The organism is Arthrobacter sp. AK01 (assembly GCF_021109375.1).
Classification (GTDB): domain Bacteria; phylum Actinomycetota; class Actinomycetes; order Actinomycetales; family Micrococcaceae; genus Arthrobacter.
Genome location: NZ_JAJOHP010000035.1, coordinates 1 through 25452, shown reverse-complemented (window position 1 = coordinate 25452; position 25452 = coordinate 1). Strand labels below are relative to the sequence as shown.

Here is a 25452-nt window from a genome sequence, read left to right as displayed (position 1 = left end):
GGCTAAGCTTGAACCATGACTTCTGAAGCTACAGCCACACCCGTCATTCGTGCTGACGGCCGTACACCCGACCAACTGCGACCCATCAGCATTACCCGCGGCTGGTCCAAGCAGGCCGAAGGATCGGCGCTGATCGAGTTCGGCAACACCCGGGTCCTGTGCACGGCTTCTCTGACCGAGGGTGTGCCGCGCTGGCTCAAGGGCGAAGGCCGCGGCTGGGTCACTGCCGAGTACGCGATGCTTCCCCGTGCCACCAACACCCGTTCGGACCGCGAGTCCGTCAAGGGCAAGATCGGCGGACGCACGCATGAGATCTCGCGCCTGATCGGCCGCTCGCTGCGCTCGATCATCGACACCAAGGCGCTCGGTGAAAACACCATCGTCCTTGACTGCGATGTCCTGCAAGCCGACGGCGGTACCCGCACGGCTGCGATCACCGGCGCCTACGTGGCGCTGGCAGAAGCAATCCGTTTCGCTCGGGAAAACAAGCTCATCGCCCGCAACGCCGAGCCGCTCGTCGACACGATTGCAGCTGTCTCCGTTGGCATCATCGACGGGGTCCCCATGCTTGACCTGCCGTACGTGGAGGATGTCCGTGCGGAGACGGACATGAACGTGGTGGTCACCGGTTCCGGCAAGTTCGTCGAAGTCCAGGGAACCGCAGAGGGCGCACCGTTCGACCGGGACGAACTGAACGCATTGCTGGACCTTGCCCTCCTGGGCACCAGCCAATTGTCCGCTATCCAGCGCGAGACCTTGGCCGAAGCCCCGTGAGCGGCGCACTGGAATCCGGGGCTCCCCGCCTCGTCCTTGCCACTCACAACAAGGGGAAGCTAAAGGAACTCCGCGAGCTGCTGCGGGGCCAGGTCCCAGGGCTCGACGTCGACACCCAAGTAGTGGATGCCGCTGCGGTAGGCGGCCCGGACGTTGCGGAAACTGGCGTGACGTTTGCCGAGAACTCGCTCCTCAAAGCCCGCGCTGTGGCAGAGGCGACGGGCTTGGTGGCCATCGCGGATGACTCCGGCTTGGCTGTGGATGTCCTGGGTGGGGCTCCGGGTATTTTCTCCGCCCGATGGGCAGGAACCCACGGCGACGACGCTGCCAACTTGAGGCTGCTGTTGGCCCAGCTCTCCGATGTACCCGATTCGTTCCGGGGAGCAGCGTTTGTCTGTGCTGCGGCCTTGGCTGTGCCCGGTACCGATGGCATCGCCCACGAGACCGTGGAGTATGGCCAGCTGGAAGGAACACTCCTGCGTGAACCCCGCGGTGATGGTGGCTTCGGCTATGACCCCGTGCTTCAGCCGGCAGGGATGGACCGCAGCTGTGCGGAGCTGAGCTCCGAGGAGAAGAATGCCATCAGCCATCGTGGCCAGGCGTTCCGTGCCCTGCTTCCCGCGATCGTGTCTGCGCTGACCGGGGCCAAAGCCCCGTAGCCTCTGCCTGCAAGCAAAAAGGCACCCCGCCTTGCGGGGTGCCTTTTTCATCTGAGGTGAGCGTTGGAGGAGCCTCAGGGCTCGCTGTGCTTGCCGCCCTCGTGTTCCTCGATGAATTCCTCCACGGGATCGGTGCCCTGGGCTGCAGCCTTGCGCTTGGCCATGAAACCCCGGGCAACCTCAATAATGACCGGGATAACGGAGATCAGGACAATGACGATGAAAATGATGTCCAGGTTGTCGCTGACCCACGGAACACGATCACCGAGGACGTAGCCCAGCAGGGTAACTCCGCCGCCCCAGAGGACGGCTCCAATGACGTTGAAGAGGAAGAATTTCCGCTTGTCCATCTGGGCAACGCCGACGATTACCGGCACAAAGGTACGGATGATGGGCACGAACCTCGCCAGGATCAACGCCTTGCCGCCATGCTTTTCAAAGAAGGCGTGGGCGCTCTCGACGTTCTCTTTCTTGAAGAGCTTTGAGTCGGGGCGGTTGAAGATGGCTGGGCCGGCCTTGGAGCCGATGAGGTAGCCGGTCTGGTTCCCGATGATTGCCGAGACGATGATCAGGCCTGCCAACGCCCAGACGTTGAATTTGATCGTGTCTGTGGCAACCAGTAGGCCCGCCGTGAACAGCATGGAGTCGCCGGGCAGGAAGAAGCCCACCAGCAAGCCGGTCTCCGCAAAGACAATGCCGCACACCAGCAGCACAACCCAAGGTGCCAGGGCGGGGTCGGCCAGGAAGATCTGGGGGTTCAACCAGTCCGGCAGGAACGAAGCCATGGAAGGCTGCACCGGTCCCGCGCCCCCGAAAGTGGATACGGCAAGGTCGCTTATCGCAGAAAAGATCACCCAACAAGCCTACTTGACGGCCGTCGTCGCGATTTTCCGTAGAAGCCTTGACAGTTGCCTCGTTGCTTGTATGGTTAGTTACATGAGTAATGAACCAGTGAGGCGGTGGTGCTCATGATCGATGACAGCAAGCCGATCTTCATGCAGATCGCCGAACTCATCGAGAACGGAATTGTGGACGGCAGCATGGCCGAGGAATCCCAAGTGCCCTCCACCAATGAGTTCGCAGCCTTCCACCGCATCAACCCGGCAACGGCTGCCAAAGGCGTCAATGTGCTGGTGGACTCAGGGATTCTCTACAAACGCAGGGGGATAGGGATGTTCGTTGCAACGGGAGCGCGTGCCCAGTTGATAGCGCGTCGGACCGAGGAATTCTTCGAACAGTACGTCAAGCCGCTGGCACTGGAGGCCCGGAAGCTGGGCATCTCGGCAGAGCAGCTGAACACCATGATTGAACGCAGCTCCGGGCTTGCCCCGGAACCCGGGACAGACAAGGAAAGGAGCGCGGCCCTGTGAACGAAACCATCGTCGAGGCCCGTAACCTGATCAAGCACTACAAAGACGTCAACGCACTGGACAACGTCAACCTGAGCCTCTCCGCGAACCGCATCTACGGGCTGCTCGGGCGAAACGGCGCAGGCAAGACCACGTTGATGTCCATCCTGACCGCACAGGCCTTCGCCACATCCGGCCAAGCCCTTGTCTTCGGCGCCAGCGCCTATGAAAACGAGGCCGTGCTGTCGCGGATCTGCTTCATCCGGGAATCGCAGAAATACCCTGACGACTTCCAGCCGCGCCACGCTTTCCGATCCGCAGCGCTGTTCTACAAGAACTGGGACCAGGAGTTCGCCGACCGTCTGGCTGGAGACTTCCAGCTCCCCGTCAAACGGCGTATCAAGAAACTCTCCCGGGGCCAGCTCTCCGCCGTCGGAGTCATCATTGGCCTCGCCTCACGGGCCGAGCTGACCTTCTTTGACGAACCATATTTGGGACTCGACGCCGTTGCCCGCCAATTGTTCTACGACCGCCTCGTTGAGGACTATGCGGAACACCCGCGCACCATCATCCTGTCCTCGCACCTGATAGATGAAGTGGCCAACCTGTTGGAACACGTGGTGGTGATCGACAGGGGGCGGATCATCATGGACGCAGATGCCGAGGACATCCGGGGTTCTGCCGTCACAGTCTCCGGTTCCGCTGACAAGGTGGATGCCTTCCTGGCGGGCAAGAAGATTCTCCACCGTGAGACTCTCGGGTCGCTGGCATCGGTGACAGTGGACGAGGTCCTCGGAGGCAGTGAGCGAGCCGAGGCGCAGGAGCTGGGCCTTGAATTGTCGCCCGTTTCCCTGCAGCAGTTGGTGGTCCGTAAAACCATGATCCGGGCAGGCGGTGATGGAGCTGCCGGCCCAGGACCCACCGCCGGCGAATTCGCCGATGACACGTTGGAGGCAAAGCGATGAGCAGGACTATGGCAGTTGCCCGGATGCAGCTGATCAACAAGTGGACATACATTGGATGGCCCCTGACCATCCTGGCGGCGTCCTTCCTGATGTCGCTCGCCATCTTCGCCCTGATCCCCGTGCAGGAAGGCAAGTACGGAGGGGGCAGCCAGGCGCCAATGTGGTACTTCCTGGTCCTCGGAATCCAGAGCATGACCCTGGTCTTCCCGTTCTCGCAGGGCCTGAGCATCAGCCGCAGGGCGTTCTATCTCGGCACCCTGGGACTGTTCTCCCTGATCGCACTCGGCATGACGGGCCTTTACCTGTTGGGCGGTGTGATTGAAGGGGCGACCAACGGGTGGGGTGTCTACGGCTACTTCTTCAAGATCCCGTGGGTAACAGACGGGCCTTGGTACTCCACCGCAGCGTTCTTCTTCGTTGTGATGATGTTCATGTTCATCGTCGGATTCTGGTTCGCCACCATTTTCAAGCGCTGGGGGACAAGCGGAACGTTGGTCTCCACACTGGGATCGGCAGTGGCCCTGATTGGCCTTGCCGCCCTCGCCACCTGGCTCGAATGGTGGGGACACGTTGGAAGCTGGTTCGCCCAACAGACCCCGTTGAGCGTCAGTGGATGGGCAGCCCTGCTGTGCGTTGTGCTCGCAGCCGGATCCTACACAACCCTTCGCAGGGCGACGCCGTAAGCCTCGAATGTAGTGTTCACCACAAAGCAGGCCGGAAGGGCCGCCCCCCCGGGGAAAACGGGGGGGGCGGCCTTTTCCGGCTGTAATCTTGTCCAGTGGCATTGGACTTTACGGCGATCGACTTTGAAACAGCCAACGGCTTCCGGGGGTCGCCGTGTTCGGTGGGCCTCAGCAAAGTCCGCGGCGGTGTTGTGGTGGAAGAAGCCTCCTGGCTCATGCGGCCACCGGAGAACCATGACCACTTCGAATTCCACAACACGCGTATCCATGGCATCCGGGCCGAAGACGTTGCAGGTCGCCCGCGGTTCGGTGAACTCTTCCCTGAGATCGGCGCCTTCATCGGGGGCGACGTACTCGCCGCACACAACGCAGCCTTCGACCTCGGCGTCATCCGGTCAGGCTTGGAAGTATCAGGGCTTGCCGGACCCGCCTATGACTATGTGTGCACGGTGATGCTGTCCCGCCGCTGCTACTCACTGGTGTCCAACTCCTTGCCTTACGCGGCGGAAGAGGCCGGCGTACCCCTGGTCAACCACCACGACGCCGCAGAGGACGCCCGTGCCTGCGCCGGTATTTTGGTGGACATCGCCCGGCGGAACAACGCCAACAGCATCGCCGAACTCTATTTGTCCCTTGGCCTGAACCTGCCCCAGCAGCCGGCCTTCGATCCCGCGCAGGGCCTCTCCAAAGCGACAATGTCGGCGCTCGCGGCCAGGACTGGAAGCACTGCCGAACCCTCCCTCGAACGAGCCCTCGGTGGCCCCAGCGGTTGGTCTGCCTGGCCGGAGGAAGGCCCCAACCCTTTGCCCAACCCCGCGGCGGAGCCTGGACATCCGCTCTTTGGACAGACTGTGGTGTTCACGGGCGACCTCGCGATCACGCGCCCGGAAGCAAAATCACGGGCGGCCGACATGGGGGCACGGCCCGAAAGCCGGGTGACCGCACGGACCACTGTGCTCATTGTGGGCGACGGGTTCGTGGCAGGGGACCTTCGCGCCGGACGACTCACGGGCAAGGCCAAACGGGTCCTGGAACTTCACGCCAAGGGCCAACAGATCGAAGTGGTCTCCGAGGGCGAGTTCCTGCAAATGGTGGGCGGGGCCTAGCTGCAACCAGCAGCTGAGATGGTCATACTGCGCAACAATGCTTCCCGCTTCAACAGCAGCGCTCCTAGCCTTGGGGCATGACCAAACCAACCCTTTCCGCACCAGCCGAGCGCCGGCCTGCCAGCGCCGCCACAATCGGCGGGGTGGATTGGCGGGCTGTTTTCGCTTTCCCCAACCCCGTGAACGAATACGCCGCCCGGATCACTGCGGGACTGGTCGTGGTGCTGGCTGTCGCAACGCTGCTGACCGGCTGGGGCTGGGGTTTGGTGGTCCTTGCGGTCGGCTTCTGGCTTCGTGTGCTTTTTGGTCCCCGGATATCCCCGCTCGCGCTGCTTTCGGTCAAGGTGCTGGCGCCCAGGATTGGGCACGCCAAGTTGGTGGCCGGACCTCCGAAGCGCTTCGCCCAAGGCATGGGTGCCGCCTTGACGAGTGCCGCCGTCGTGCTCTTCTTCATCGGCTACCAGCCGGCGGCCTGGGTCCTGCTGGCGCTCCTCATTGTGGCTGCCTCGTTGGAAGCGTTTGTTGGTTTCTGCCTCGGGTGCGCGATTTTCGGCTTCCTGCAGCGCCGTGGCCTCATTCCGGCTGATATTTGCGAAGCGTGCAACAACATCGCGCTTCGCCGGACGTAGGCCTGACTAGCCGGTGGTGACGGCGAGCAGCCTGTCTGCCATGCCGCGGATGACCTCCGGTGCCTCCAAAGCCTCCAGCCAGTCGCCGGGCAGGCATTCTTCGCCGTAGTGGGCCCCGAGGATGTTGCCCGCGACGGATCCTGTCGAGTCACTGTCGCCGCTGTGGTTGATGGCAAGGGCAATGGCGTTGCGGAAATGCTCCGCCGGTGAGGTGCCGCTGGTGGCCAGCACCGCATAGAGCCCGACGGCGAGTGCTTCCTCGGCTATCCACCCCTCGCCCAGCGCTGTGGTCAGTTCTTCGGGACTCACCACCGTTGGCCGAAGTGACAACTGCAGTGCAACTTCAAGCCTTTCCCCCAGTTCGGGGGCCTTTGTGGGAACCCCGTTCACGTAGTCGAGTGCCTCGTTGGCAGCGTCGCGGACATCGCTGCCGGCCACGATGTTATGGATGAGCAGGCTGAAAGCAGCTGCACTGAGTCGAGCCGAGGGGTGACCGTGCGTGAGCGAGGCGGCGTCGGAACTGAGTTTGTAAACGGCCTCCCGGGAAATGTGGGGGATGAGCCCGAAGGGTGCCGAGCGCATCACTGTTCCGCAACCCTTGGAATCGGGATTGACGGGCCGCGCCACAGTACCCATGGCGCCGGTTGCCAAGCCGCTGAGGCAGGCGTTGCCCGGTGCGCGGCGGTGCCGCAGGACTTCCTGGGCGTCGATCCATCGCGGCTGCGGGACGGGAGCGGAGGCTGCAGCAACGACATCCTGGGTGTTGAGCCACCGCAGGTACGCGAGCCACAGGCAGGCGATTTCGTCGGCCGCAACGCCGTCGTTCGCCCATTCGAGGGCTTCCACCAGTCCGTCAACCGTGTAGAGCGTCATCTGGGTGTCGTCCGAAAAGTGGCTTGCGCCCTCGAGCTGCGCAAAAGTGGTAAGACCGGCAGAACCATAGCGCCCGCGAATAGCGGCAACGGAATCGAACTCCACTGCGTAGCCAAGGGAATCACCCAGCGCGCCACCCAAGAGTGAGCCATGGACACGGGATTCGAAGGACGGCGCGGCGGCGGAGGAAGGTTCAACACTCATGCCAGTAACTTACCGTGCCCGGGAACCCCCGCTGGTATGGTGGGGAAGCTGCCCGGCACCTATGAAACCTTGGAGAGACAACGTGCGCGAACCTGCTTGGCGACGGACAGGCAAGACACCTGACTACAGGTTTTCGCTTGCCAACGAACGCACTTTCCTCGCATGGATCCGCACCTCCCTGGCCTTGCTCGCCGGTGCGGTTGCCGTTGACCAGCTTGCCCCGAATATCGCGCCGACGCCCGTCCGGCTGGTCCTTTGCGTACTTTTGGCTTTGGTTGGGGCTGGCTTGGCCGCCTTGTCCTATCGCAGGTGGGGCCAGATGGAAGCGGCCATGCGCAACGACCAGGCACTGCCTTTCTCCCGCGTCATGCTGTTCATGACGATCGTGGTGGCCGTGGCGGCATTCGCCTTTGCGGTGCTGATCCTGGTGGCCCGATGAAAAGGGTTGCCCCGTAAGCATGGAAACCCGCGATCCCGGCCTCCAGCCCGAGCGCACTACCTTGGCATGGCGGCGGACCCTGATCTCCCTTGTGGTCGTTGACCTGTTCATTTGGCGGAGTTGGCTGACGTCCGAGCCCTCCACGGGCAACCTCGTCGCCGGCCTTCCCGGACTTGATTACCAGGGGATCTGTGCGCTCATGGCGGCTGCGGCCACCATCGTCCTGGCCTCCGTCGTGTGGATTCGCTCACGCCAGCTGCACCTTGGTAACGGGGCAGCATCGGCCCGGCTGGTCCTGGTCAGCACGCTGGCCGTGGTGGGCCTTGGTGGTACGGCCATCGCTGCCATAGCATTGGGCGGCTAGGCTCGGAGGCGGGATTCAGCAACTGCCCAGACTCGGCTGGCAAGATGCACTAGGGCTCCACCACTTTGCGTCGGAGAACTACGCCGTCCACATCATCGTGCAGTGCGCTGCCTGCCGCCCACGCCGGCTTCCATACCAACCGTAAGGACACACTCGACATGACCTCTCCTGTACAGGCAACTCCCGAAGACCAGCCGGGGCTTCTTGCCCGGCTGTCGGCTGAAGCGTTGGGATCGATGTTCGTCGTGGTCGTAGCGGTAGGCGTGGGAATCTTTTCGAATCCCAGCGGGGCACCCGTGCCCGTCGCCTTGGCCACCGGCCTCACGGTGACTGTGGCCATGCTGGCCTTCGGGCACGTCTCCGGCGGACACTTCAACCCGGTCATCACGTTGGGCAACGTGATTGCCGGCCGGATCCGGGCCGTCGCCGCCGTCGCTTACCTGGCCGCGCAGCTCATTGGAAGCGTTGTTGGTGCTGCGCTGATCTACTTTGTGGTGACCACTGTGCCTGTGCTGACGGACGCCCGAGCTGCCTTCGATGTGGTGGCGCCGGGGTATGGCGAGCATGCTGCGGCACAAACGCAGATGGCCGGAGTCCTGCTGGTCGAAATCCTTGGTTCCGCCCTGCTGGTTGCAGTATTCCTGGGGGCGTCGGCCGGTCGCCGGGCTGTTCCTGCGATGACTCCCTTCGCCGTGGGCCTTGCGATGGCTGTGCTGCTTCAGCTCGGCCAGGTCCTGGGCAACCTTCCCTTCAACCCTGCACGCGCAACGGCCCAGGCGTTCTTCAGCTCGTCATGGGCCATTGAAGGATTGTGGCTCTTCTGGGTGGCGCCACTGATGGGCGCGGCCCTTGCCGGACTCGTGTTCCGTGGCTTCCAGGGACTCTCGGGTGGTAACACTGCCGAGGCTGGCGATTTCCAGGCAAGCACCGATGCCGGAGTCAACGACGCGTTCGACGCTGACCATGACCTCACGGAGGACGCTGCTGAAAGCGCGGCCGACAACAGCGTGCCGGCTCCGGCAACAACGGACGCAGCATCTTCGCGACCGTCTCCACAGGCTCCTGCCGGCGATGACGCACGGGACTTCTTTGACGGGAAAAAGGGCTAAAAGCCGGACAGCATCGACGGCGGGCGGCTTGCCTGCGCTTTATTGTCGGTGCCCCCGGTTAACTTGGGAATATGCGGTTACTCCATACCTCCGATTGGCACCTTGGCCGGTCATTCCACGGCGTTGGCATGCTTGATGCCCAGCGCGACTTTGTGGACCAGCTTGTGTTCCTCGTCGAAGCAAGGGCCGTTGATGTCGTTTTGATAGCAGGCGACGTCTACGATCGCGCGTTGCCTGGGCTGGACGTGGTCAAGCTTCTCGATGACGCGCTTGTGCGTATCACGCACGCTGGTGCCTCTGTCGTCTTGACCAGTGGCAACCACGACTCCGCCATCAGGTTGGGATTTGCCTCCCGCCTGCTGGAGCGTGGGGGAGTACACCTGCGGACACGGGTGGAGGAGTTGGACGTACCAGTGGTGTTCCCGTTGGAAACGGACGCCAACACGGGGGACAAGAACAGCGCCGGCGAGGTCGCCATCTACGGCATTCCGTATCTCGAACCCAGGCTCGTCGCCGAACGACTCGGCGCCGCGAGCGCCAACCACTTCGATGTCACATTGGCGGCGGTGGATCGGATCCGGAGTGATGTCCAGCGCCGCAGGGAATCCGGACCGGTCCACCCTGTGGTGTTGGCGCACACTTTTGCCAGCGGAGGTATTACTTCCGACAGCGAACGGGACCTGAGCATCGGCGGATTGGGTGCAGTGCCGCTGGATCTCTTTGAGGACTTTGCCTATACCGCACTGGGCCACCTTCATGGGCGTCAGGAATTGGCCCCGAATGTCCGATACTCCGGCTCACCCCTTGCTTATTCATTCTCGGAAGCCAAGCACCATAAGGGCGCCTGGCTGGTGGACATTGACGCCAGCGGGGCAGTTGAAATTGAGGAAGTCCGTTGGGACGCACCCAGGGCCCTTGCCACGTTGCGTGGGCAGTTGGATGACCTCCTGGGATCGCCGGACCACGCATGGGCGGAAGGTGCCTACTGCCAGGTCACTTTGACGGATGCGCAGCGGCCTGCACAGGCGATGGAGAAAGTGCGCACCCGATTCCCCGACACTTTGGTTCTCTCGTTCGATCCTCAGGGAGCCGAGGTCCGGACCAGGACCAGCTACAGCAACCGGCTGGCCGAGGCGAAAGACGACCTCGAAGTCTGCTGCGGATTCCTGGAACATGTTCGGGACCGGAGGTCAGGCGATGCCGAAGAAGCCGCGTTGCGGGAAGCCCTTGAAGCAGTCCGGTTGGAGGAGGTGGAGCTGTGAGAATCCATCGCTTGGACATCGAAGCATTCGGTCCATTTGCAACGCCCCAGCACATAGATTTCGACCAATTGAGCGCGCAGGGCTTGTTCCTCCTCAACGGCGCCACCGGGGCAGGCAAGACCAGCATTTTGGATGCCATCTGTTTCGCCTTGTACGGATCCGTCCCTGGCGCACGCCAGGAAAGTAAGCGGCTTCGGAGCGACCACGCGGCACCCAGTGCGGAACCGCGAGTGGTGTGTGAGTTCTCTGCACGCGGACGGCGTTTTGAAGTCACCAGGTCACCGGCATGGGATCGCCCCAGTGCCCGGGGCCGCAATGGATTCACGACGCAGCAGGCCAAAACCCTCCTTCGGGAACGCGTAGGCGGGAGCTGGGAAGAGAAGTCGTCCAGGAATGACGAGGTAGGGGCCGAGCTTTCCGACGTCCTTGGGATGGACCGGGACCAGTTCACCAGGGTGGTCATGCTGCCGCAGGGCGACTTTGCCGCGTTCCTCAGATCCAAGGCCAGCGACCGTCTGGATCTCCTCCAGAAGCTGTTCGGCACCCACCGTTTTGAAGCCGTTGAACGCCAGCTCGCCCAACAAGCAGCAGTGGCCGCACGCGCAGTGCAGGAGAACTCTGCCGAACTCAAGGTGCTTCTGGACAAGGTTGCCTCAGAGAGCCGGCAGCTTGGTCTTCATCCTGACGGGTCTGAGGACTTCGGGCCTGGGGATTTCGGATCCGGGGATTCCAGGACTGCCGGAGATACCGCCGACGCTCCAGCCGCCGGGCAAGAGCCCGAGGCGTGGCTTGCCGGAGTGGAAGCCCAAGCGAACAAGGAGTGGGAGCGGCGTCGGCATGAGGCCGCTGAGGCTGAATCGATGGCTGCCCGCCTTGCGGAAAATTTCCAGGCGGCCCAGGAGAAGTCGATACGGCACGGACGGCTCGGGGCCGCGATGCAGAGGCGTGTCCTCCTTGAACTGGCAGCACCGCGGGCGCTTGAGAACAAGGAAACACTGGGAAAGCACCGCCGTGCTGCCGTTCTCAGCGGCCAACTCCAAGCCGTTGATTCGGCCGTGCGCAAGGTCCAGGACGCAGCAGCGCTGGCATCAAACCTTCGGGAAAAGCTGGTTTCGGCGGGAATGAACGCAGAAGACCCGGCTGCTCTCCTTGAAGGTGTCAAAGCAAGCTGCGCGGTTCTTGAGGCCCGTCTCCCCGACGAACAGCGTATGGACGGGATCGCGGCCCGGCTGGCCGCCAAACGCGATGAACTGGCTGAACATCAAGCTGCTGCGCACGCGGCCGGTACCGCACTTGAGCAGCTTCGTGACGATGTGGCCACCGTGGAGTCACAGATTGAGCCCCTTGAGCCCCTGGCTGAACAGTTGGCAGAACTGGAACGCGATGCTGCGGCGGCCGTCGAACTGGTGGGAATAGTGGCACGCCACTCTGCTGCCGCTGACGGGTTGGATGAGATCACCTCGAAGCATCTCCACGCCCGGTCGGCATCGCAGGACCTCAGGCAGCGGTGGCTCGATATCCGTGAGCTCCGCCTTGCCAACGCGGCAGGGGAGCTGGCGGCGTCGTTGGAAAACGGGAAGCCCTGCGCCGTTTGCGGCAGCGAAGAGCACCCTCATCCTGCCGCAGCCGTGCGATCGGCGCTTTCCCTCGCCCAGGAAGAGGAGGAAGCGAAGGAGCGCTTTGATGTAAGCGAGGAAGCTGCGGGACTCCTCGCCGGGCAGGTCTCCTCGGCAGCCCAGGTTCTTGCCGGATTGGTGGCGCAGGGAGGCTCAACGGACGCCGCCGAAGCCGATTCCAAGCGTGCTTCTGCCCAAGCGGCCGCCTCGGTGGCACGCAAGGCAGCAGGTTCGCTGGAGAAGCTTCGCGTCGAGCATGATGCCCTCACCCAACGCATCGTCCGCGTACAGGAAGAACTTACCGGGTCAGTAAGCGCAGAAGCACAGGCGTCCTCGGCTGTGCTGCTGCTGCAGGAGCAATACGTTTCCCTTGAAGCGGATCTCGCTGGCTTAAGGGGCGGCTTCACGAGCCTGCGTGAACGGTTGGAGGCGCTCTCGGCTGAGCGCGCACTTCTGCAAGCAGCCACCGATGCCGGCCAACAACTGGAAGTTGCCGGACAGGCCCGGGATGACGCTGTCGCGTCCCTGGGAAAGGTCCTGCCGGAATCCGGATTCGAGTCGGCCGAGGAAGCACGTGGGGAAATCCTCCCGCCGGCTGATGTTGTGGGCCTTGAAAAGGACTTGGCCGATTTCGACGCCGAATCGTCCCGCTTGGACGAGTTGTTTGCCAGCGAGGACCTGGTGCTGGCGGCCAAGGAAGCCAGTATTGGCGAAATGCCGTTGCTTGAGGCCGAACTTGCCGAAGCGAAGCTCGCTGCTGCTGGTGCAACGGACAGTGCCCGGGCCGCATCCTTGCAGTCAGGGCTGGCTGCTAATTCGGTGGAAGCCATTGCTCGCTGCCGGAAGGAGTACCAGGACCTTGCAGCGGCCGGGATGGAGCCACGGAACAAGGCCCGCCTGTTGGCTGATTTGGCGGACACAGCAAGGGGCTCCGGTGAAAACAGCTATCGCATGAGCCTGAATACCTATGTTCTGGCAGCACGCCTGGAGCAAGTCGCCATAGCCGCCTCGGAAAGGCTCGTCGCCATGAGCGACGGCCGCTATACCTTGCAACATACAGATGCCAAGGCAGCGCGCGGGGCAAAGTCAGGGCTCGGACTCGAGGTAGTGGACGAATGGACGGGCCAGCGGCGCGACACATCCACCCTTTCCGGCGGCGAGTCCTTCATGGCGTCGTTGTCCCTGGCCCTCGGTCTCGCGGACGTCGTTCAACAAGAGGCCGGCGGCGTGGACATCGAGACGCTTTTCGTCGACGAAGGCTTCGGCAGCCTCGACGAGCAGGCGCTGGAGCAGGTGATGGACGCCCTGGAAGGACTTCGCGACGGCGGCAGGGTGGTTGGCCTTGTCAGCCACGTTGGGGAGATGAAGCAGCGCATTACCAGTCAGCTTCAGGTGGTCAAGGGACGCCACGGATCAAACGTGCGAATTGCCGAAGCAGTTCCGGTCTGAGACATATCCGATAGACTTAACCCGTTACACCGGGTCGCGCGCATCGGGAGGAGGGACGATGCGCATACTTTAGCGAACCCGGATTAATGGAAAACTCTTCAGTGGCCTCCCAGGCCTTGTCATCGGCGCCCGCACGCCGCCCCTCGCGACTACCAGGCCGTTTCGCGCGGCTTCCCGAACTGGCGGGGCCCGGGTTCCTCCCGTTGGGCCTTTTCGCCAGGCTTCCCCTTGCCATGCTGACCGTCGGGACTTTGACGCTCGTGACGGCGGTCAGCCAGTCGTACGCAATCGGCGGTATGGCCGCCGGCGCCGTTGGTATCGGTTCGGCCCTGGGTGCCCCCGTGCTGGGCTCGTTGGCAGATCGTGCCGGGCAACGCATCGTTCTCCTGGTCGCGTCGGTCATCAATACCCTTGCTGTGCTGGGACTCCTTGCGGCGGCCTACTTCACTCCGGGCTACGGGTCAGTGAACGACGCTCTTGCCGTGCTCATCACCGCGTTCCTCGCCGGGGCCAGCTGCCCCCAGGTTGGCCCGATGGCCAGGGTTCGCTGGATGGCCTTGACGACCCGCAATCTTTCCCCTGCCACAGCCAGCGGCAGCAAAAGCGTCGCTGCCAACCGCGCCGACCTCGATACCGCGTTGTCCTATGAGGGCACCGCGGACGAGATCACTTTTGTCCTTGGGCCTGCATTGGTCGGTGTCCTCGCCAGCATGGTGGCGCCGTGGTTGCCGCTGGCACTGGCGGCCGTCATGACGATCACGCTGGTGCCCGCGTTCGCAGTTCACCCCAGCCAACAGGCCGTGGTGCCGGAACCCCGGAACGTGAGCGCCGGCGTCGTACCTGCCGGCGGGCAAGGCCCTCAGGCGGGTCCGCAACGCGCCAAGCGTTGGGCGGGCGCAGTGGTGGCCGTCCCCGTAGTGGCGATGGTCTGCATGGGTACCTTCTTTGGTGCAACGCAAAACGCGTTGAGTGCCTTTTCCGCGGAGTATGCCACGGCCGAGATCGCGGGGCTCCTCTACGCGGTGATGGGCCTTAGTTCAGCCGTAGCCGCATTGTCCGTCGCGTTCTGGCCGCAGCGCTTCAGCTTGGCTTCGCGGTGGGTTGCGGCGGCCTTGGCGATGTCCGGATTGTCGCTCTTGCTGCTATTGCCGGCCGGTATTTGGCCGATGATCTTTGTCCTGCTGGTACTGGGTATTCCCGTGGGGCCGGTCATGGTCACCGTCTTCAGCATCGGCGGCGTGGTGGCCCCGGCAGGCCGCATGGCTACGGTGATGACGGCTCTTGCCAGCGGCATCGTAGCGGGCACGGCGTTGGGCGCCTACCTGGCGGGTCAGCTTGCCGAAGCGCAGGGCCCCGGCGCTGCATTCGTGGTTTCCATGGCGGCCGCTGCCGGTCTGTTGCTGCTGGGCGTCCTCACCTCGTTGGTCATGAAGCGCCAGCCCCAGGGTTAGTCCAGTCCGGCGGCCAGCGAGCGGGCCATAAGTTCCACCAGCCGCGATGACCGTTCTTCGTCGGGGTCTGCCAGATGCTGCATGCTGATGCCGTCGATGCCCGAGATGAACAGCCGCGTGATGTCTTCGAGGTTGTCGGGAACGGGCTCGTTTGCTGCATCAGCCGCTTCCCGGAACAGCTTCAAGGTAGAGCTGACCCAGCCGTCGTACATGGAGCGGTTCATGAGCTGGGCTTGTGGCTGGTCGTCAGCCTCTACCCGGAACCGGCGCAGCAGCAGTTCAAACGTGGTGACCTGTTCGTGGGGGTTCTCCAGCATGCGCATCCAGATGCGGCGGGCGTGGGCGCCAATCATATGGCGCAGCCCCATGCCAGGATCGGCAACGGGTTCGAGCGCCTTCGCGTAGTCCCTGCTGAGGAAGTTGTACACCTCTTCAAGGAGTTCGTCCTTGCTGCGGAAGCAGTAGTGCAGCGCGGCCAACGGGGCGTCGGCTTCACTGGCGATGCGCCGTGTTGTTGCCGAGGCGAGGCCGTCCTGGGCAATCACCCTCGCCGCAGCTTCCACGAACTGGAGCCGCCGTTCTTCAGCGGGAACCCTGGCCATCCGTACACCCCTTCTGTTTTGTATTCCCGTGATCGGGTCACCGACCGGCGGTCCCATTGATCGTAGGCGGTATCCGTTCGGGACTTGTCTTGGCCGTGCCGTGTGGGCCCGGAAAAGACCTTTCAAGAAATTTTACGCCAAAACCTAGTCAAGTGACCCAGTCAAGCGACATACTTCTTTCAGGAACGTTGTCTGCATCACATTCGTGTGCAGTGACCTGAGGAGAACCGATGCAGGAATTCGCCGATCTAGTGATCGTCAATGCCTCGGTCCACACCATGGACCCGGCACGGCCACACCGTATGACCGACGCAGTTGCAGTCAAGGGCGGCCGCATCGCTGCCCTTGGCCGGAAGGATGTCCGCCGGGCGATTGGACCACATACCAAAATCGTGGATGCCGCCGGTGGCGCGGTCATTCCCGGAATCAACGACGCCCACCTGCATTTTGTCTCGGCAGCCATGTCGGCCTTCGGATACGTCCGCGTGGACCCGGGCATCGCGCCGGACTGGGCGGCCGTCGTCGACGTCATCAACGCAGCCCCTGCGGGCGGGGATGGCTGGGTCCGGGCCCATGGCTGGGACGAAGTCGTCATGGGTCCGGCATGGGACAACCTGCTCGAATGCCGCCCGGGCATTCCGGTAGTGGCCTTCGACTCGACCGGCCACCAGTTACTGGCCAATCGGGAAGCGCTGAAGAGGGCAGGGATCAACGCTGAAACAGCAGACCTCGACGGCGGTGTCATAGCGAGGGCGGAGGACGGCACCCCAACGGGCCTCTTCCAGGACGGCGCCATGGAACTCCTCTCGCGGGCAATGCCACCCGTGCCCGTATCCACGCTGCGTCCGGCCCTGCTGAAATTCCAGGAGCACCTGCATGCCCTGGGGATCACATCACTCACCGATCCCGGATTGGGTCCCGCCAGCGCCGGACTCATGGATGGCGCAGGTTCGACGGCGGCACTTGAGCTGCTGGGCGACCTCGCCGAAGCGGGGGAACTGACGTTGCGCGTGAACGTCCTGATGCTGTTCGCCGGAACTGGCGGCGCGAATGCCACGGCAATTGGCGAGGGACTGGGAACCGGACTGGCGGAGGCCTTTGCCAACCGCGGCATCGATCCGCAGCAGTTGCGGATCGCGGGCGTAAAGATCTTTGCAGACGGCATCCCTCGCAGCGGTACCGCCTGGATGAGCGAACCCTACGGCAAAGCGTGTACCCACGGCCGCCTTGTGATCCAAGGCTCCGATGACGCAGAACGGGTTGCCGAGCTCCACACGATCCTTGAACTCATCACGGATGCCGGGTTGCAGGCCGGCATCCACGCCACGGGTGACGCCGCTACTGCCGCAGCAGTGGAGGCCATCCTCGCAACGGCGGTCAGCCGCGGTGCCATGGGTGCGGGGAACCGCCACTACATCATCCATGGAGCCTTCACCGATACCAGCACTTTGGCCACCATGGCCGCGCACGGCATTGGCTACAGCACCAATCCACTGATCCGCGCCGAAGCAGGGGACATGATGCGCCAGGTACTTGGCGAAGGTCGGTTCTCTGTCCACCAACCCCTTCGTTCGGCCGCCGACGCCGGCGTGCGGTTCAACCTTGCCTCAGACGCACCCGTTACCAGTTCGGACTGGCGTCGCACGGTGGTGGCGGCAGTTCGGCGAGGTACGCGTTCAACTCCGGGCGACCCCGGCGATCCCGAACGGATCGCCGGACTTCAGGCCCTCGCTGCGATGACCATCGACGCTGCCTGGCAGGACCACGCCGAGCATCTCAAGGGTGCACTCACACCAGGGATGGCCGCTGACCTTTGTGTGCTTTCAGGCCCGTGGCCGGAAGACGAAGAGATCGAAAAGCTTCTCGACCTGGACATCACGCTCACGCTGAGCGGCGGCCGGGTAGTCCACCGAACAACCAACTAGACCCTCCCCACCCGTTCCAACCATTCGTACATCAAGGAGCACCACATGCGACGCAGTATTCCTTTGGCACTGGCCGCAGTCCTGTCCATGACCCTTGCAGCCTGCGGAGGCGGTTCAAGCCCGGCAACCACTCCCGCCGCGGACGGGACCACCACCCTCAAGGTAGGCACCATCGGCATCGGGTCCGACGCCGGCATCCGGCTGGCCGTCGACAAGGGCTATTTCAAGGAACAGGGCCTCAACGTCGAGATATCTGTCATCGCCAACCCTCCAGCCGGCATCGCAGCGGCACAGAGCGGCCAGATCGATGTCACTTACACCCCTTCCATCCCACTCTTGAATGCCCTGAACCAGAACGTCCCCCTCAAGATCGTGGCAGCTGCCGACGGCTATAAAGACGGTGCCGGCGAGGAGTCCGATCTCAACCGCGTCGATGACACGGGCCTGCTGGTCCAGAAAGCGTCCGCCATCTCCCGGCCGAAAGACCTTGAGGGCAAGAACGTCAGTGTCCCGGCACGCAAGGCCCAGCTGGAAGTGACAGTCAGCAAACTCATCAAGGACGACGGCGGTGATCCCGCCAAAGTGAACTGGATGGTCCTGGATCCTTCGTCGGCACTCCAATCACTGAATTCAGGACGCGTTGACGCAGCCTCTCTTGTCGCGCCGTTCACGTCCAAGGCGGTGGCGGAGGGAAACCGGCTCCTGGCTTCACCCGGCGTCGAGTTCTTTGAACAAGGTGCCATCGGGCTCTGGGTCTCCGGCGCCAACACAGTGAAGTCGAAGCAGAAGGCGTTGGAGGGTTTCAAGGCCGCCATCTATAAGGCAAACGCCTACGCCAATGGCAACACCGATGAAGCGCAGCAGCTCAGCGCCGAGATCACCAAGACTTCGCTCGACGTGGTTAAATCCGGCGCCGTGAACTACTGGCCGGAGGAAGTCCGCGTCGAGGACATTGAACGAGCCAACAACAACCTTGCCGACCTTGGTTTCCTGAGCGCACCAGTGAAGCTTCCCGGCGACCTCGTTTTCGGGAACTAGGCGCGGACCGGGCATGGGAGAGTCATCATGAAACCGTCCATCCGTCCGGTGGCGTTCAGCGTCCTGGGGATCGTGGCAGCCCTGGTCATTTGGCAGGTCCTTGCCGAAGCCAGGGTGGCCGGAAATGCCTTGCCGTCAGCCACCACTGTCTTCGCCAACCTGGCAACAACCTTGGGATTGGGTTCGTTTTGGTCTTCGCTGGCTTCCACCATTGGGATCGCACTGCTTGCCCTGGCCCTTTCGGCCGTGGCGGGGATAGTGATTGGCCTGCTGGTGGGCAGCTTCGAATCCGTTCGTTACGCCACGTTGGCGGTGCTGGAATTCCTCAAGCCGGTACCGCCCATCGTCATTCTTCCGCTGGCCGTTTTGGTGCTGGGTCCAACAGTTGAGATGTCGCTCTTCCTGGTGGTGTTTGGTTGCTTGCTGCCCATCGTCATGCAGACCGTCGACGGCGTTCAGAGTACTGATCCCGTAGCGCGGGACACGGCGCGGTCATACGGAATGGGTGAGGGCGAAATCCTGGCACGCGTAGTGCTTCCCAGCGCCATGCCGTACATCAGCACTGCCCTGCGCGTTGCAGCGCCCGCAGCCTTGGTGGTCACGGTCGTAGCCGGGCTCCTCGGGGGTGGTCCGGGCCTGGGCCAGAGCATCTACCAGACCCAAGCAGCCGGTGACTACGCCGGTCTCTATGGATTGGTGATTGTCCTTGGCCTGCTGGGTCTGTTGTTCCAAGGTGCCACCCGGGTCGCGGAGCGCCGGGTTCTGCACTGGCATGAGTCCTACCGGGAAGTGGTGCCCTGATGATGAACGTAAAAACGCGAAACTGGCTGATTGGTGCCGGCGCACCTGTGCTGCTCCTGACGGCATGGTGGCTCTTGTCGGAGAACTCCACGGATCCGTTCTTCCCCCCGTTGCGGACTATCCTGGTCCGCTTCCAGGAGCTGTGGCTGTTTGAACACTTCCAGTCCGACGTCTTGTTGAGCCTGGGCAACCTGTTCGTGGGCTTTGCAATCGCAGCGGTGGCGGGTGTTGGGATCGGTTTTGCGACTGCCCTGGTTCCCACGGTCCGTTGGATGGTGGACCCATTGATCCATTTCCTCCGTGGAATTCCTCCCGTTGCCTTGGTACCGATCTTCATCTCGCTTATTGGGTTCGGTCCGGAGATGCGCGTGGCCAGCATCGCGCTGGCGGCCTTGTTTCCCACCATGATCGCCACAGTGGACGGCATCCGGAGCGTCAGCAACGACCTCATGGACGTCGCCAGGGTCTACCGGCTGAGCCGAAAGGAACGGTTGCTCAATGTTCTCCTGCCCGCGGCCACTCCCCAGATCTTTTCCGGGCTGCAGGTGAGCCTCCAGGTGGCCTTCATCGTGATGATCGCCAGCGAGATGCTGGGCAGTTCACAGGGCATCGGCGCGATGACGCTGCTCGCACAGCAGAGCTTCATGACCGCTGATATGTGGGCAGGGATCCTGCTCTTGGGCGTCATCGGGTTCCTGGTCAACGTCCTGTTCGGCCTGCTCAAACACAGGGTCCTGTCCTGGTACATCGGCTCACGGCGCATGGCGCGTGCAGCATGAGCATCCGGCAACTCCCGACTCTTTCCCCTCGACCAAGAAAGTCCGCCATGGCACAGCAACCGGAAACCCGTATCAGTACCACCACGCCACGGCTGGACGTGGCACATCTCGCCAAAACCTATGGCAGCGGAGAGAAAGCCCACACAGTCATCGAAGACCTCACCTTTACGGTGAATGCGGGCGAGATTGTCTGCATCGTTGGCCCTTCCGGCGTTGGCAAGACGACCCTCCTGAAGTGCTTGGCGGGCCTCCATCCGGCAAGCAGCGGACAGGCGTCCATTGACGGGCGGGCCATCAGCGGTCCACCTCCCGAGATGGCATTGGTGTTCCAGGACTACAACCGCTCGCTCATGCCGTGGCTGACTGTCCGGAAGAACCTCATCCTGCCACTGCGCCATCTCCGGCTCCCTGCAGCGGAATTGAAGGAACGGTGCGACAGTGCACTGGCCGCCGTCGGGCTTTCCCACGCCGGCAACCAGTACCCGTGGCAGTTGTCAGGGGGTATGCAGCAGCGGGTGGCGATCGCGCGCGCGCTGGCCTACCGTCCCGAGATCCTCATCATGGACGAGCCCTTCGCCTCCGTGGACGCACAGACACGCTTCGATCTCGAGGACCTGTGCCTCAAGATCAGGCGCGACTTCAACATGACCATCCTGGTGGTTACCCACGACATCGACGAGGCCGTGTACCTGGCAGACCGCGTTGTGGTGCTGGGATCCAGGCCGGCACGGGTCCTGAAGGTGGTTGACGTGGACCTTCCGGCTCCGCGTGAACAGATCAGTACGCGATCGCTGCCGGAGTTCGCCCGGCAACGCACCGAAGTGCTGTCACTCATTAAGAGGCCGGCGTGACGGGCGGATTGCGTGCAGGGGCCAAACGCCGGCCAAACGTCCTGTTCTTCATTGCCGACCAACTTCGGGCAGATCATCTGGGTTTCGCTGGCAACAACACCGTAAAAACGCCGAACCTCGATGCGCTCGCAGCCAGAAGTGTTGTCTTCGACAATGCTACGGTCGCCAACCCCACTTGCATGCCCAACCGCGCCAGTTTGATGACTGGCCGGTGGCCTTCAGCGCATGGAACCCGTTGCAACGGCATCACCCTCGATCCCCATACCCGGACAGTTCCCGGTTCCTTGGCGGCCGGTGGCTATCGGACAGTGGGCGTCGGAAAACTGCACCACCAAAACATGGGCTGGGAGTTCGAGCCGCATCAGGCCGACGAGATCCGGGCAACGGATCCCATGCTCCTGGACCCGGAATCAGGTGATGCCCGGCGTCAGGGGCACGCGCCCGGCTGGGACCAATGGGAAAACCGTGACGCCCACGATGAGCGCTTTATTGGACTCCCCGCCGACTACTACGGCTATCAGCATGTGGACCTGGTGATCGGGCATGGGGACCGTCCCGGGGGCCATTACGTGCATTGGGCACGGGAGCGGGGCGTTGACCCCGGGACGCTGGGCGGGGCGGAAAACTCCTCCAGGCCATATGTCGGTTGGGAACAGGTATATCAGACGGCGATTCCGGCCGAAGTGCATCCCACCAGCTACATCAGCGAGAAGGCCATAGAGCACCTGAAGGACGCAGCGGGCCAGGACCAACCGTTCTTCATGTTTGTCTCCTTCCCGGACCCCCACCATCCTTTCTCACCTCCAGCGGGCTATTCGGACCTCTACGATCCCGATGCGTTGCCGCTGCCTCTCGGGTTCGAACAAGACCATTCAGCATCGCCCCCGCATGTCCGGGCCATGATCGAACATCGTGGCGAGCCGAACCCCGACCCGACCATGACCTGGGCGGCCACCGAGGAACAATACAGGTACGCGGCGGCAGCCCAATACGGCTTGATCACCATGATGGATGAACACATAGGCCGCATACTGGACGAATTGGCCAGGCAGGGCCTGGCTGAAGACACCATCGTGGTCTTTACCAGCGACCATGGAGACCTTTTTGGCGACCACGGCCTGATGCTCAAGCACTTTGTCCACTACCGTGCCGTGACGAATGTTCCGTTGATACTGCATGTTCCCGGTGGTTCACCGTGCCGCACCGATGCGCTGGTTTCCAGCGCCGACCTGGCACCCACCTTGCTCGAACTCACGGGATCCGAAGGCTACCGGGGTATCCAAGGTCGCTCGCTTGTGCCGGTACTCCGGGGGATCGCGGGGCATCACAGGGACGCTGTATTGGTGGAGGAAGAACAGCCGTTCGGCCTCGATGGACTCCCCGGTCCAGTCAGGATAAGGACCGTCATCACTGCCGAGGGCCGGTTGACGCGCTATTTCGGGACGGAAACCTGTGAACTCTACGATCACCGCAGCGATCCCGGAGAGCTCCATAACCGTGCGGGTGATCCTGCTTTTACAGGATTGGAGGACCGCCTCACGCGGGCAATGCTGGAGGAGATGGCCGCGCTGGCCGACCAAGGAACAGCGCCGACGGCGGCCGCGTAGGACACGAGGCCGGCATCCTGCCGTTCCGTCACTGGAACCGCTAAACCTCGTTGCGGTACCCCGTGGGGGAGTTCCCGAACGCTGCCCTGAAGATTCTGCTGAAGTGGGCGGCGTCGGTGAACCCCCACCGTGCCGCGATCGCCGTCACTGGTCGGTCAGCCAGGACGGGATCCCGGAGGTCGCGGCGGCATCGTTCCAGTCGCCGTTGCCGGATGGAGGAGGCCACCGTTGTTCCGATTTCCTGGAAGAGATCGTGGAGGTGCCGCGTGGAGATGTAGTGGGCTGAAGCGATGGTTCCCGGGGAGAGCCCGGGGTCGCCAAGGTTGGCCTCTATGTAGTCGTGGATCCGCCCCAGCAGCAGCAGGTGCGGGTCGCGTCCAGTGTCGATGAGCTGGTCCAGTTCGCCATTGAAGAGCGTGGTGACAAGGTCCAATGCGTTATGGACCAGCCTGAGCCCGTTGGTCCCGGAGAGCGCTTCGAGGTTGTCAGCGAGCTTCACCAGGAAGGGGCTGATGAGCTCGCCCAGGCCTTCGTCTCCCGGAATCCGCAGTGCCGTCACGTGCCCCATGGCCTCGGCGGGCAAGTCGAGCAGAACGTGGGGGAACATCAGCACCAAGGTGCGGAAGTCGTCGTCGAACGTGAGTTGGTAGGGACGGGAGGTGTCATAGATGGAGAGGTCGCCGGGCCGAAGCACCGCTTCGCGTTCATCCTGGACCAAGCGTCCGGAACCGCTGAGCTGGATGCTGAGCTTGAAAAAGCGTCCTGTGGATTTTGCAATCAGCTCCGGTGTGCGGAGGACGGTGTGGGGGCCGGCCTTGATCTCCACGACTGAAATTTGTCCCAGCACCCGTGCCCGCATGGTTCCGTGGAATGTTGAATCGCGGGGCCCCGTTGCCAGCAGTGGCACGAAGGAGGTGGAGATGGCCCGACTCCATTCCTGAAAGGACTCCGCCACGATTGTTTCCACGGTTGTGGGGCCTGTATCAGCCGCGACAGTCATTAAACTCCCTTTCAATGGCCCGCGCCGCCTCATGTCTTTCGACTTATTTGTCGACCAGTGGGCCATCGGAGAGGACGTGAGCTTGCCCACGATTCTACACCGGGCCTCCGTGCCGCGACGTGCGTGCGTCCACCGACAAACACCCTGCCGTGTGAGACAAGTCACTCGGTGCTTCCGCGGTGGAAGATTGCGGAATGACCGACACCGTGCCGCGCACATCTCCCGCGGCACCGAGGCAGGAGCACACTATGAGCGTGGACAACCCAGTTAAGGGCAGGACCGCCGGGCCCGCAAACACCAAGAGGCTTCTTGGGGTACCGGCTGTGACTTTCATGATTATCGCGGCCTCGGCGCCGCTGACCGTGCTGGCGGGCGGAGTGACTACGACGTTCGCTGTCACTGGAGTGATGGGTGTGCCCCTGTCCTTCCTGCTGTTGGGCGGGATCCTGGCGCTGTTCGCTGTGGGATATGCCGGCATGAGCCGCTATGTCACCAACGCAGGAGCTTTCTACGCCTACATAGCGCAAGGCATTTCCAGGCCGGCTGGAGTTGGCGCTTCCCTTGTGGCCCTGATGGCCTACAACCTGATGCAGGTTGGCATTTACGGCTTGTTCGGTTTCACGGTGTCCTCGCTCCTGTCGGCGCGGCTCGGCGTCACTGTTCCGTGGTGGATCCCCGTCCTGGCATGCATCGCCATCGTCGGGTGGCTGGGCGTGAACCGGGTGGACCTGTCTGCCAAGGTACTGGGCGTCCTGGTCGCCCTCGAGTTCCTGGTCGTCATCGTTTACGACGTCATCAGCCTGGCTGTCGCTCCCGAGGGGGTCAGTGCTGTGGCCTTCAGCCCGGAGAGCTTGTTCGTGCCGGGAATCGGTGCCGTACTCTCCTTTGGCATCGCTGCCTTCATGGGCTTCGAGTCCGCAGCCATCTACGGCGAGGAATCAAAGGATCCCCAGCGAACGGTCGCACGGGCAACGTTCGCTGCCGTGGGGATCATCGCCGTGTTCTATGCGGTTTCCGCATGGGCCATGACCGTGGGCGCAGGGCCCTCGGCGGTCATTGATTCAGCGGCCGCAAACGGCCCGGACATGATGTTCGCATTCCTTGGCGCCAACGGCGGAGTGCTGCTCAGCGACATCGCGCAGGTCCTTTTCGTCACCAGCCTCTTTGCTGCACTCGTCAGCTTCCACAACGCGGTGGCACGGTACTTCTTCTCGCTGGGCCGCGAGCGGGTCCTGCCCCCGGTGCTTGCCAAGGTCAGGCGGGGGAGCGGTGCGCCCTTCGCCGGTTCCCTCGCGCAGACGGTGATTGCCGTCGTCGTGACCGTTGCCTTCGCCATTGCCGGGGCGGGTTCCGAACTCGGCGAGCTGTACCCCGTACTGACGATGTTCACCTGGATGACCAACAGTGGTGCCATGGGCCTGGTCTTGCTGATGACGGTGGTATCGGTGGCTGTCATCGGCTTCTTCCGCCGAAACAAGCACGGGGCCAGCCTCTGGGTCAGGGTCATTGCACCTGTCCTGGGATTCGTCCTCCTGGCAATTGTCTTCGTGCTCATCCTGGCCAACTTCAATGTCCTGCTTGGACAAACTGAATCCACCGCCGCATCGTTCGTTCTCCCTGCACTGGTGCTGCTGCCCGGAGTGGTGGGGGTCGTCTGGGGTTTGCGGCTTCGGCGCTCGCAGCCGGCCCTGTACGCACGGATCGGCCACGGCTCGGAAGACTGAGCCCCCAGGAAAAAGGCTGCCCCCCGGGGGGGCGCGGCCCGGCGCGCCCGGGGGGCCGGGGGGGGGGGGGGGGGGGGGGGGGGGGGGGCGGGGGGGCCGGGGGGGGGGGGGGGGGGGGGGGGGGGCGCGGGGGCGGGCGGGGGAGGGGGGTGGGGCCGGCACGCCCCGGGGGGGGCGGGGCGGGGGGGGGGGG

General features: G+C 63.2%; 24 protein-coding genes. 20 read left to right on the top strand and 4 right to left on the bottom strand.

The genetic code is table 11. The features are described from left to right. Positions 1-15 precede the first annotated feature (15 nt). Complete coding sequence (gene rph, locus LN996_RS13610) at positions 16-774, top strand: ribonuclease PH (RefSeq protein WP_256491571.1); 759 nt, start codon at positions 16-18, stop codon at positions 772-774. Continuing rightward, complete coding sequence (gene rdgB / locus LN996_RS13605; protein WP_231340907.1) at positions 771-1433, top strand: RdgB/HAM1 family non-canonical purine NTP pyrophosphatase; 663 nt, start codon at positions 771-773, stop codon at positions 1431-1433. The genes rph and rdgB overlap by 4 nt, the downstream gene beginning before the upstream one ends. A 74-nt stretch (positions 1434-1507) precedes the next feature. On the opposite strand, the gene LN996_RS13600 is transcribed toward rdgB, so the two are convergent. Continuing rightward, on the bottom strand, positions 1508-2272 hold the full coding sequence (locus LN996_RS13600; RefSeq protein WP_231340927.1) for a DedA family protein: 765 nt from the start codon (positions 2270-2272) through the stop codon (positions 1508-1510). A gap of 129 nt (positions 2273-2401) precedes the next feature. Between LN996_RS13600 and LN996_RS13595 the strand changes: the two genes are divergently transcribed. The 5 genes from LN996_RS13595 (at position 2402) to LN996_RS13575 (ending at position 6165) form a co-directional block, all read left to right on the top strand. Next, entirely contained in the window at positions 2402-2803 is a 402-nt protein-coding gene (locus tag LN996_RS13595) for a GntR family transcriptional regulator (RefSeq protein ID WP_231340906.1), read from the top strand. Further along, positions 2800-3747 (top strand): ABC transporter ATP-binding protein, encoded by a 948-nt coding sequence (locus LN996_RS13590; protein WP_231340905.1) that lies wholly within the window; start codon positions 2800-2802, stop codon positions 3745-3747. Before LN996_RS13595 ends, LN996_RS13590 begins: the two co-directional genes overlap by 4 nt. Beyond that, the gene (locus tag LN996_RS13585) at positions 3744-4430 is read left to right on the top strand and encodes a hypothetical protein (protein ID WP_231340904.1); all 687 of its coding nucleotides are present in this window, start codon (positions 3744-3746) and stop codon (positions 4428-4430) included. The genes LN996_RS13590 and LN996_RS13585 overlap by 4 nt, the downstream gene beginning before the upstream one ends. Positions 4431-4525: 95 nt before the next feature. After that, positions 4526-5536, top strand: a complete 1011-nt coding sequence (locus LN996_RS13580) for an exonuclease domain-containing protein (RefSeq protein WP_231340903.1) — start codon at positions 4526-4528, stop codon at positions 5534-5536. 77 nt (positions 5537-5613) lie between these two features. After that, positions 5614-6165, top strand: coding sequence for a DUF4395 domain-containing protein (locus LN996_RS13575; protein WP_231340902.1), 552 nt, complete (start codon positions 5614-5616; stop codon positions 6163-6165). Positions 6166-6171: 6 nt separating this feature from the next. Here LN996_RS13575 and LN996_RS13570 read toward each other — a convergent pair whose 3' ends face one another. Then, on the bottom strand, positions 6172-7242 hold the full coding sequence (locus LN996_RS13570) for an ADP-ribosylglycohydrolase family protein (protein ID WP_231340901.1): 1071 nt from the start codon (positions 7240-7242) through the stop codon (positions 6172-6174). Between the two features lie 82 nt (positions 7243-7324). Here LN996_RS13570 and LN996_RS13565 point away from each other — a divergent pair, with 82 nt between their 5' ends. The 6 genes from LN996_RS13565 (at position 7325) to LN996_RS13540 (ending at position 14932) form a co-directional block, all read left to right on the top strand. Beyond that, positions 7325-7681, top strand: coding sequence for a YidH family protein (locus tag LN996_RS13565; protein ID WP_175538584.1), 357 nt, complete (start codon positions 7325-7327; stop codon positions 7679-7681). 19 nt (positions 7682-7700) lie between these two features. Next, positions 7701-8045, top strand: coding sequence for a DUF202 domain-containing protein (locus LN996_RS13560; RefSeq protein WP_231340900.1), 345 nt, complete (start codon positions 7701-7703; stop codon positions 8043-8045). 158 nt (positions 8046-8203) lie between these two features. Further along, positions 8204-9154, top strand: a complete 951-nt coding sequence (locus LN996_RS13555) for an aquaporin (protein ID WP_231340899.1) — start codon at positions 8204-8206, stop codon at positions 9152-9154. A gap of 71 nt (positions 9155-9225) precedes the next feature. Continuing rightward, complete coding sequence (locus tag LN996_RS13550; protein ID WP_231340898.1) at positions 9226-10416, top strand: exonuclease SbcCD subunit D; 1191 nt, start codon at positions 9226-9228, stop codon at positions 10414-10416. Further along, the gene (locus LN996_RS13545) at positions 10413-13481 is read left to right on the top strand and encodes an AAA family ATPase (RefSeq protein ID WP_231340897.1); all 3069 of its coding nucleotides are present in this window, start codon (positions 10413-10415) and stop codon (positions 13479-13481) included. The genes LN996_RS13550 and LN996_RS13545 overlap by 4 nt, the downstream gene beginning before the upstream one ends. An 86-nt stretch (positions 13482-13567) precedes the next feature. Further along, on the top strand, positions 13568-14932 hold the full coding sequence (locus LN996_RS13540) for an MFS transporter (RefSeq protein WP_231340896.1): 1365 nt from the start codon (positions 13568-13570) through the stop codon (positions 14930-14932). Here LN996_RS13540 and LN996_RS13535 read toward each other — a convergent pair. Continuing rightward, positions 14929-15534 carry a TetR/AcrR family transcriptional regulator gene (locus LN996_RS13535; protein WP_231340895.1) on the bottom strand — a complete coding sequence of 202 codons (606 nt, stop codon included), beginning with the start codon at positions 15532-15534 and terminating at the stop codon, positions 14929-14931. The two genes, LN996_RS13540 and LN996_RS13535, sit on opposite strands and share 4 nt — an antisense overlap. Positions 15535-15764: 230 nt before the next feature. Here LN996_RS13535 and LN996_RS13530 point away from each other — a divergent pair, with 230 nt between their 5' ends. The 6 genes from LN996_RS13530 to LN996_RS13505 are packed head-to-tail and all read left to right on the top strand — an operon-like array spanning position 15765 to position 22535. Further along, positions 15765-17459, top strand: a complete 1695-nt coding sequence (locus LN996_RS13530; protein ID WP_231340894.1) for an amidohydrolase — start codon at positions 15765-15767, stop codon at positions 17457-17459. 45 nt (positions 17460-17504) lie between these two features. Then, the gene (locus LN996_RS13525; RefSeq protein ID WP_231340893.1) at positions 17505-18497 is read left to right on the top strand and encodes an ABC transporter substrate-binding protein; all 993 of its coding nucleotides are present in this window, start codon (positions 17505-17507) and stop codon (positions 18495-18497) included. Positions 18498-18524: 27 nt separating this feature from the next. Beyond that, entirely contained in the window at positions 18525-19298 is a 774-nt protein-coding gene (locus LN996_RS13520) for an ABC transporter permease (protein WP_231340892.1), read from the top strand. Next, a complete protein-coding gene (locus LN996_RS13515) occupies positions 19298-20077 on the top strand; it encodes an ABC transporter permease (RefSeq protein ID WP_231340891.1) in 780 nt (259 codons plus the stop codon). The genes LN996_RS13520 and LN996_RS13515 overlap by 1 nt, the downstream gene beginning before the upstream one ends. Beyond that, positions 20074-20928, top strand: a complete 855-nt coding sequence (locus tag LN996_RS13510) for an ABC transporter ATP-binding protein (protein ID WP_374110807.1) — start codon at positions 20074-20076, stop codon at positions 20926-20928. Before LN996_RS13515 ends, LN996_RS13510 begins: the two co-directional genes overlap by 4 nt. After that, the gene (locus tag LN996_RS13505) at positions 20925-22535 is read left to right on the top strand and encodes a sulfatase-like hydrolase/transferase (RefSeq protein WP_231340889.1); all 1611 of its coding nucleotides are present in this window, start codon (positions 20925-20927) and stop codon (positions 22533-22535) included. Before LN996_RS13510 ends, LN996_RS13505 begins: the two co-directional genes overlap by 4 nt. 40 nt (positions 22536-22575) lie before the next feature. Here the strand turns inward: LN996_RS13505 and LN996_RS13500 are convergent, their stop codons facing one another. After that, a complete protein-coding gene (locus LN996_RS13500; RefSeq protein ID WP_231340888.1) occupies positions 22576-23535 on the bottom strand; it encodes a helix-turn-helix domain-containing protein in 960 nt (319 codons plus the stop codon). 248 nt (positions 23536-23783) lie between these two features. Between LN996_RS13500 and LN996_RS13495 the strand changes: the two genes are divergently transcribed. Then, positions 23784-25259: an APC family permease gene (locus LN996_RS13495; protein WP_231340887.1), complete on the top strand. Its 1476-nt coding sequence runs from the start codon at positions 23784-23786 to the stop codon at positions 25257-25259. The last annotated feature ends 193 nt before the right edge of the window (positions 25260-25452 follow it).

Coding starts and splice junctions, on each gene's coding strand:
- rph (WP_256491571.1), top strand. CDS start 16: ATGACTTCTGAAGCTACAGCCACACCCGTCATTCGTGCTGACGGCCGT.
- LN996_RS13595 (WP_231340906.1), top strand. CDS start 2,402: ATGATCGATGACAGCAAGCCGATCTTCATGCAGATCGCCGAACTCATC.
- LN996_RS13585 (WP_231340904.1), top strand. CDS start 3,744: ATGAGCAGGACTATGGCAGTTGCCCGGATGCAGCTGATCAACAAGTGG.
- LN996_RS13575 (WP_231340902.1), top strand. CDS start 5,614: ATGACCAAACCAACCCTTTCCGCACCAGCCGAGCGCCGGCCTGCCAGC.
- LN996_RS13570 (WP_231340901.1), bottom strand. CDS start 7,242: ATGAGTGTTGAACCTTCCTCCGCCGCCGCGCCGTCCTTCGAATCCCGT.
- LN996_RS13560 (WP_231340900.1), top strand. CDS start 7,701: ATGGAAACCCGCGATCCCGGCCTCCAGCCCGAGCGCACTACCTTGGCA.
- LN996_RS13555 (WP_231340899.1), top strand. CDS start 8,204: ATGACCTCTCCTGTACAGGCAACTCCCGAAGACCAGCCGGGGCTTCTT.
- LN996_RS13550 (WP_231340898.1), top strand. CDS start 9,226: ATGCGGTTACTCCATACCTCCGATTGGCACCTTGGCCGGTCATTCCAC.
- LN996_RS13540 (WP_231340896.1), top strand. CDS start 13,568: ATGGAAAACTCTTCAGTGGCCTCCCAGGCCTTGTCATCGGCGCCCGCA.
- LN996_RS13535 (WP_231340895.1), bottom strand. CDS start 15,534: ATGGCCAGGGTTCCCGCTGAAGAACGGCGGCTCCAGTTCGTGGAAGCT.
- LN996_RS13530 (WP_231340894.1), top strand. CDS start 15,765: ATGCAGGAATTCGCCGATCTAGTGATCGTCAATGCCTCGGTCCACACC.
- LN996_RS13525 (WP_231340893.1), top strand. CDS start 17,505: ATGCGACGCAGTATTCCTTTGGCACTGGCCGCAGTCCTGTCCATGACC.
- LN996_RS13520 (WP_231340892.1), top strand. CDS start 18,525: ATGAAACCGTCCATCCGTCCGGTGGCGTTCAGCGTCCTGGGGATCGTG.
- LN996_RS13515 (WP_231340891.1), top strand. CDS start 19,298: ATGATGAACGTAAAAACGCGAAACTGGCTGATTGGTGCCGGCGCACCT.
- LN996_RS13510 (WP_374110807.1), top strand. CDS start 20,074: ATGAGCATCCGGCAACTCCCGACTCTTTCCCCTCGACCAAGAAAGTCC.
- LN996_RS13500 (WP_231340888.1), bottom strand. CDS start 23,535: ATGACTGTCGCGGCTGATACAGGCCCCACAACCGTGGAAACAATCGTG.
- LN996_RS13495 (WP_231340887.1), top strand. CDS start 23,784: ATGAGCGTGGACAACCCAGTTAAGGGCAGGACCGCCGGGCCCGCAAAC.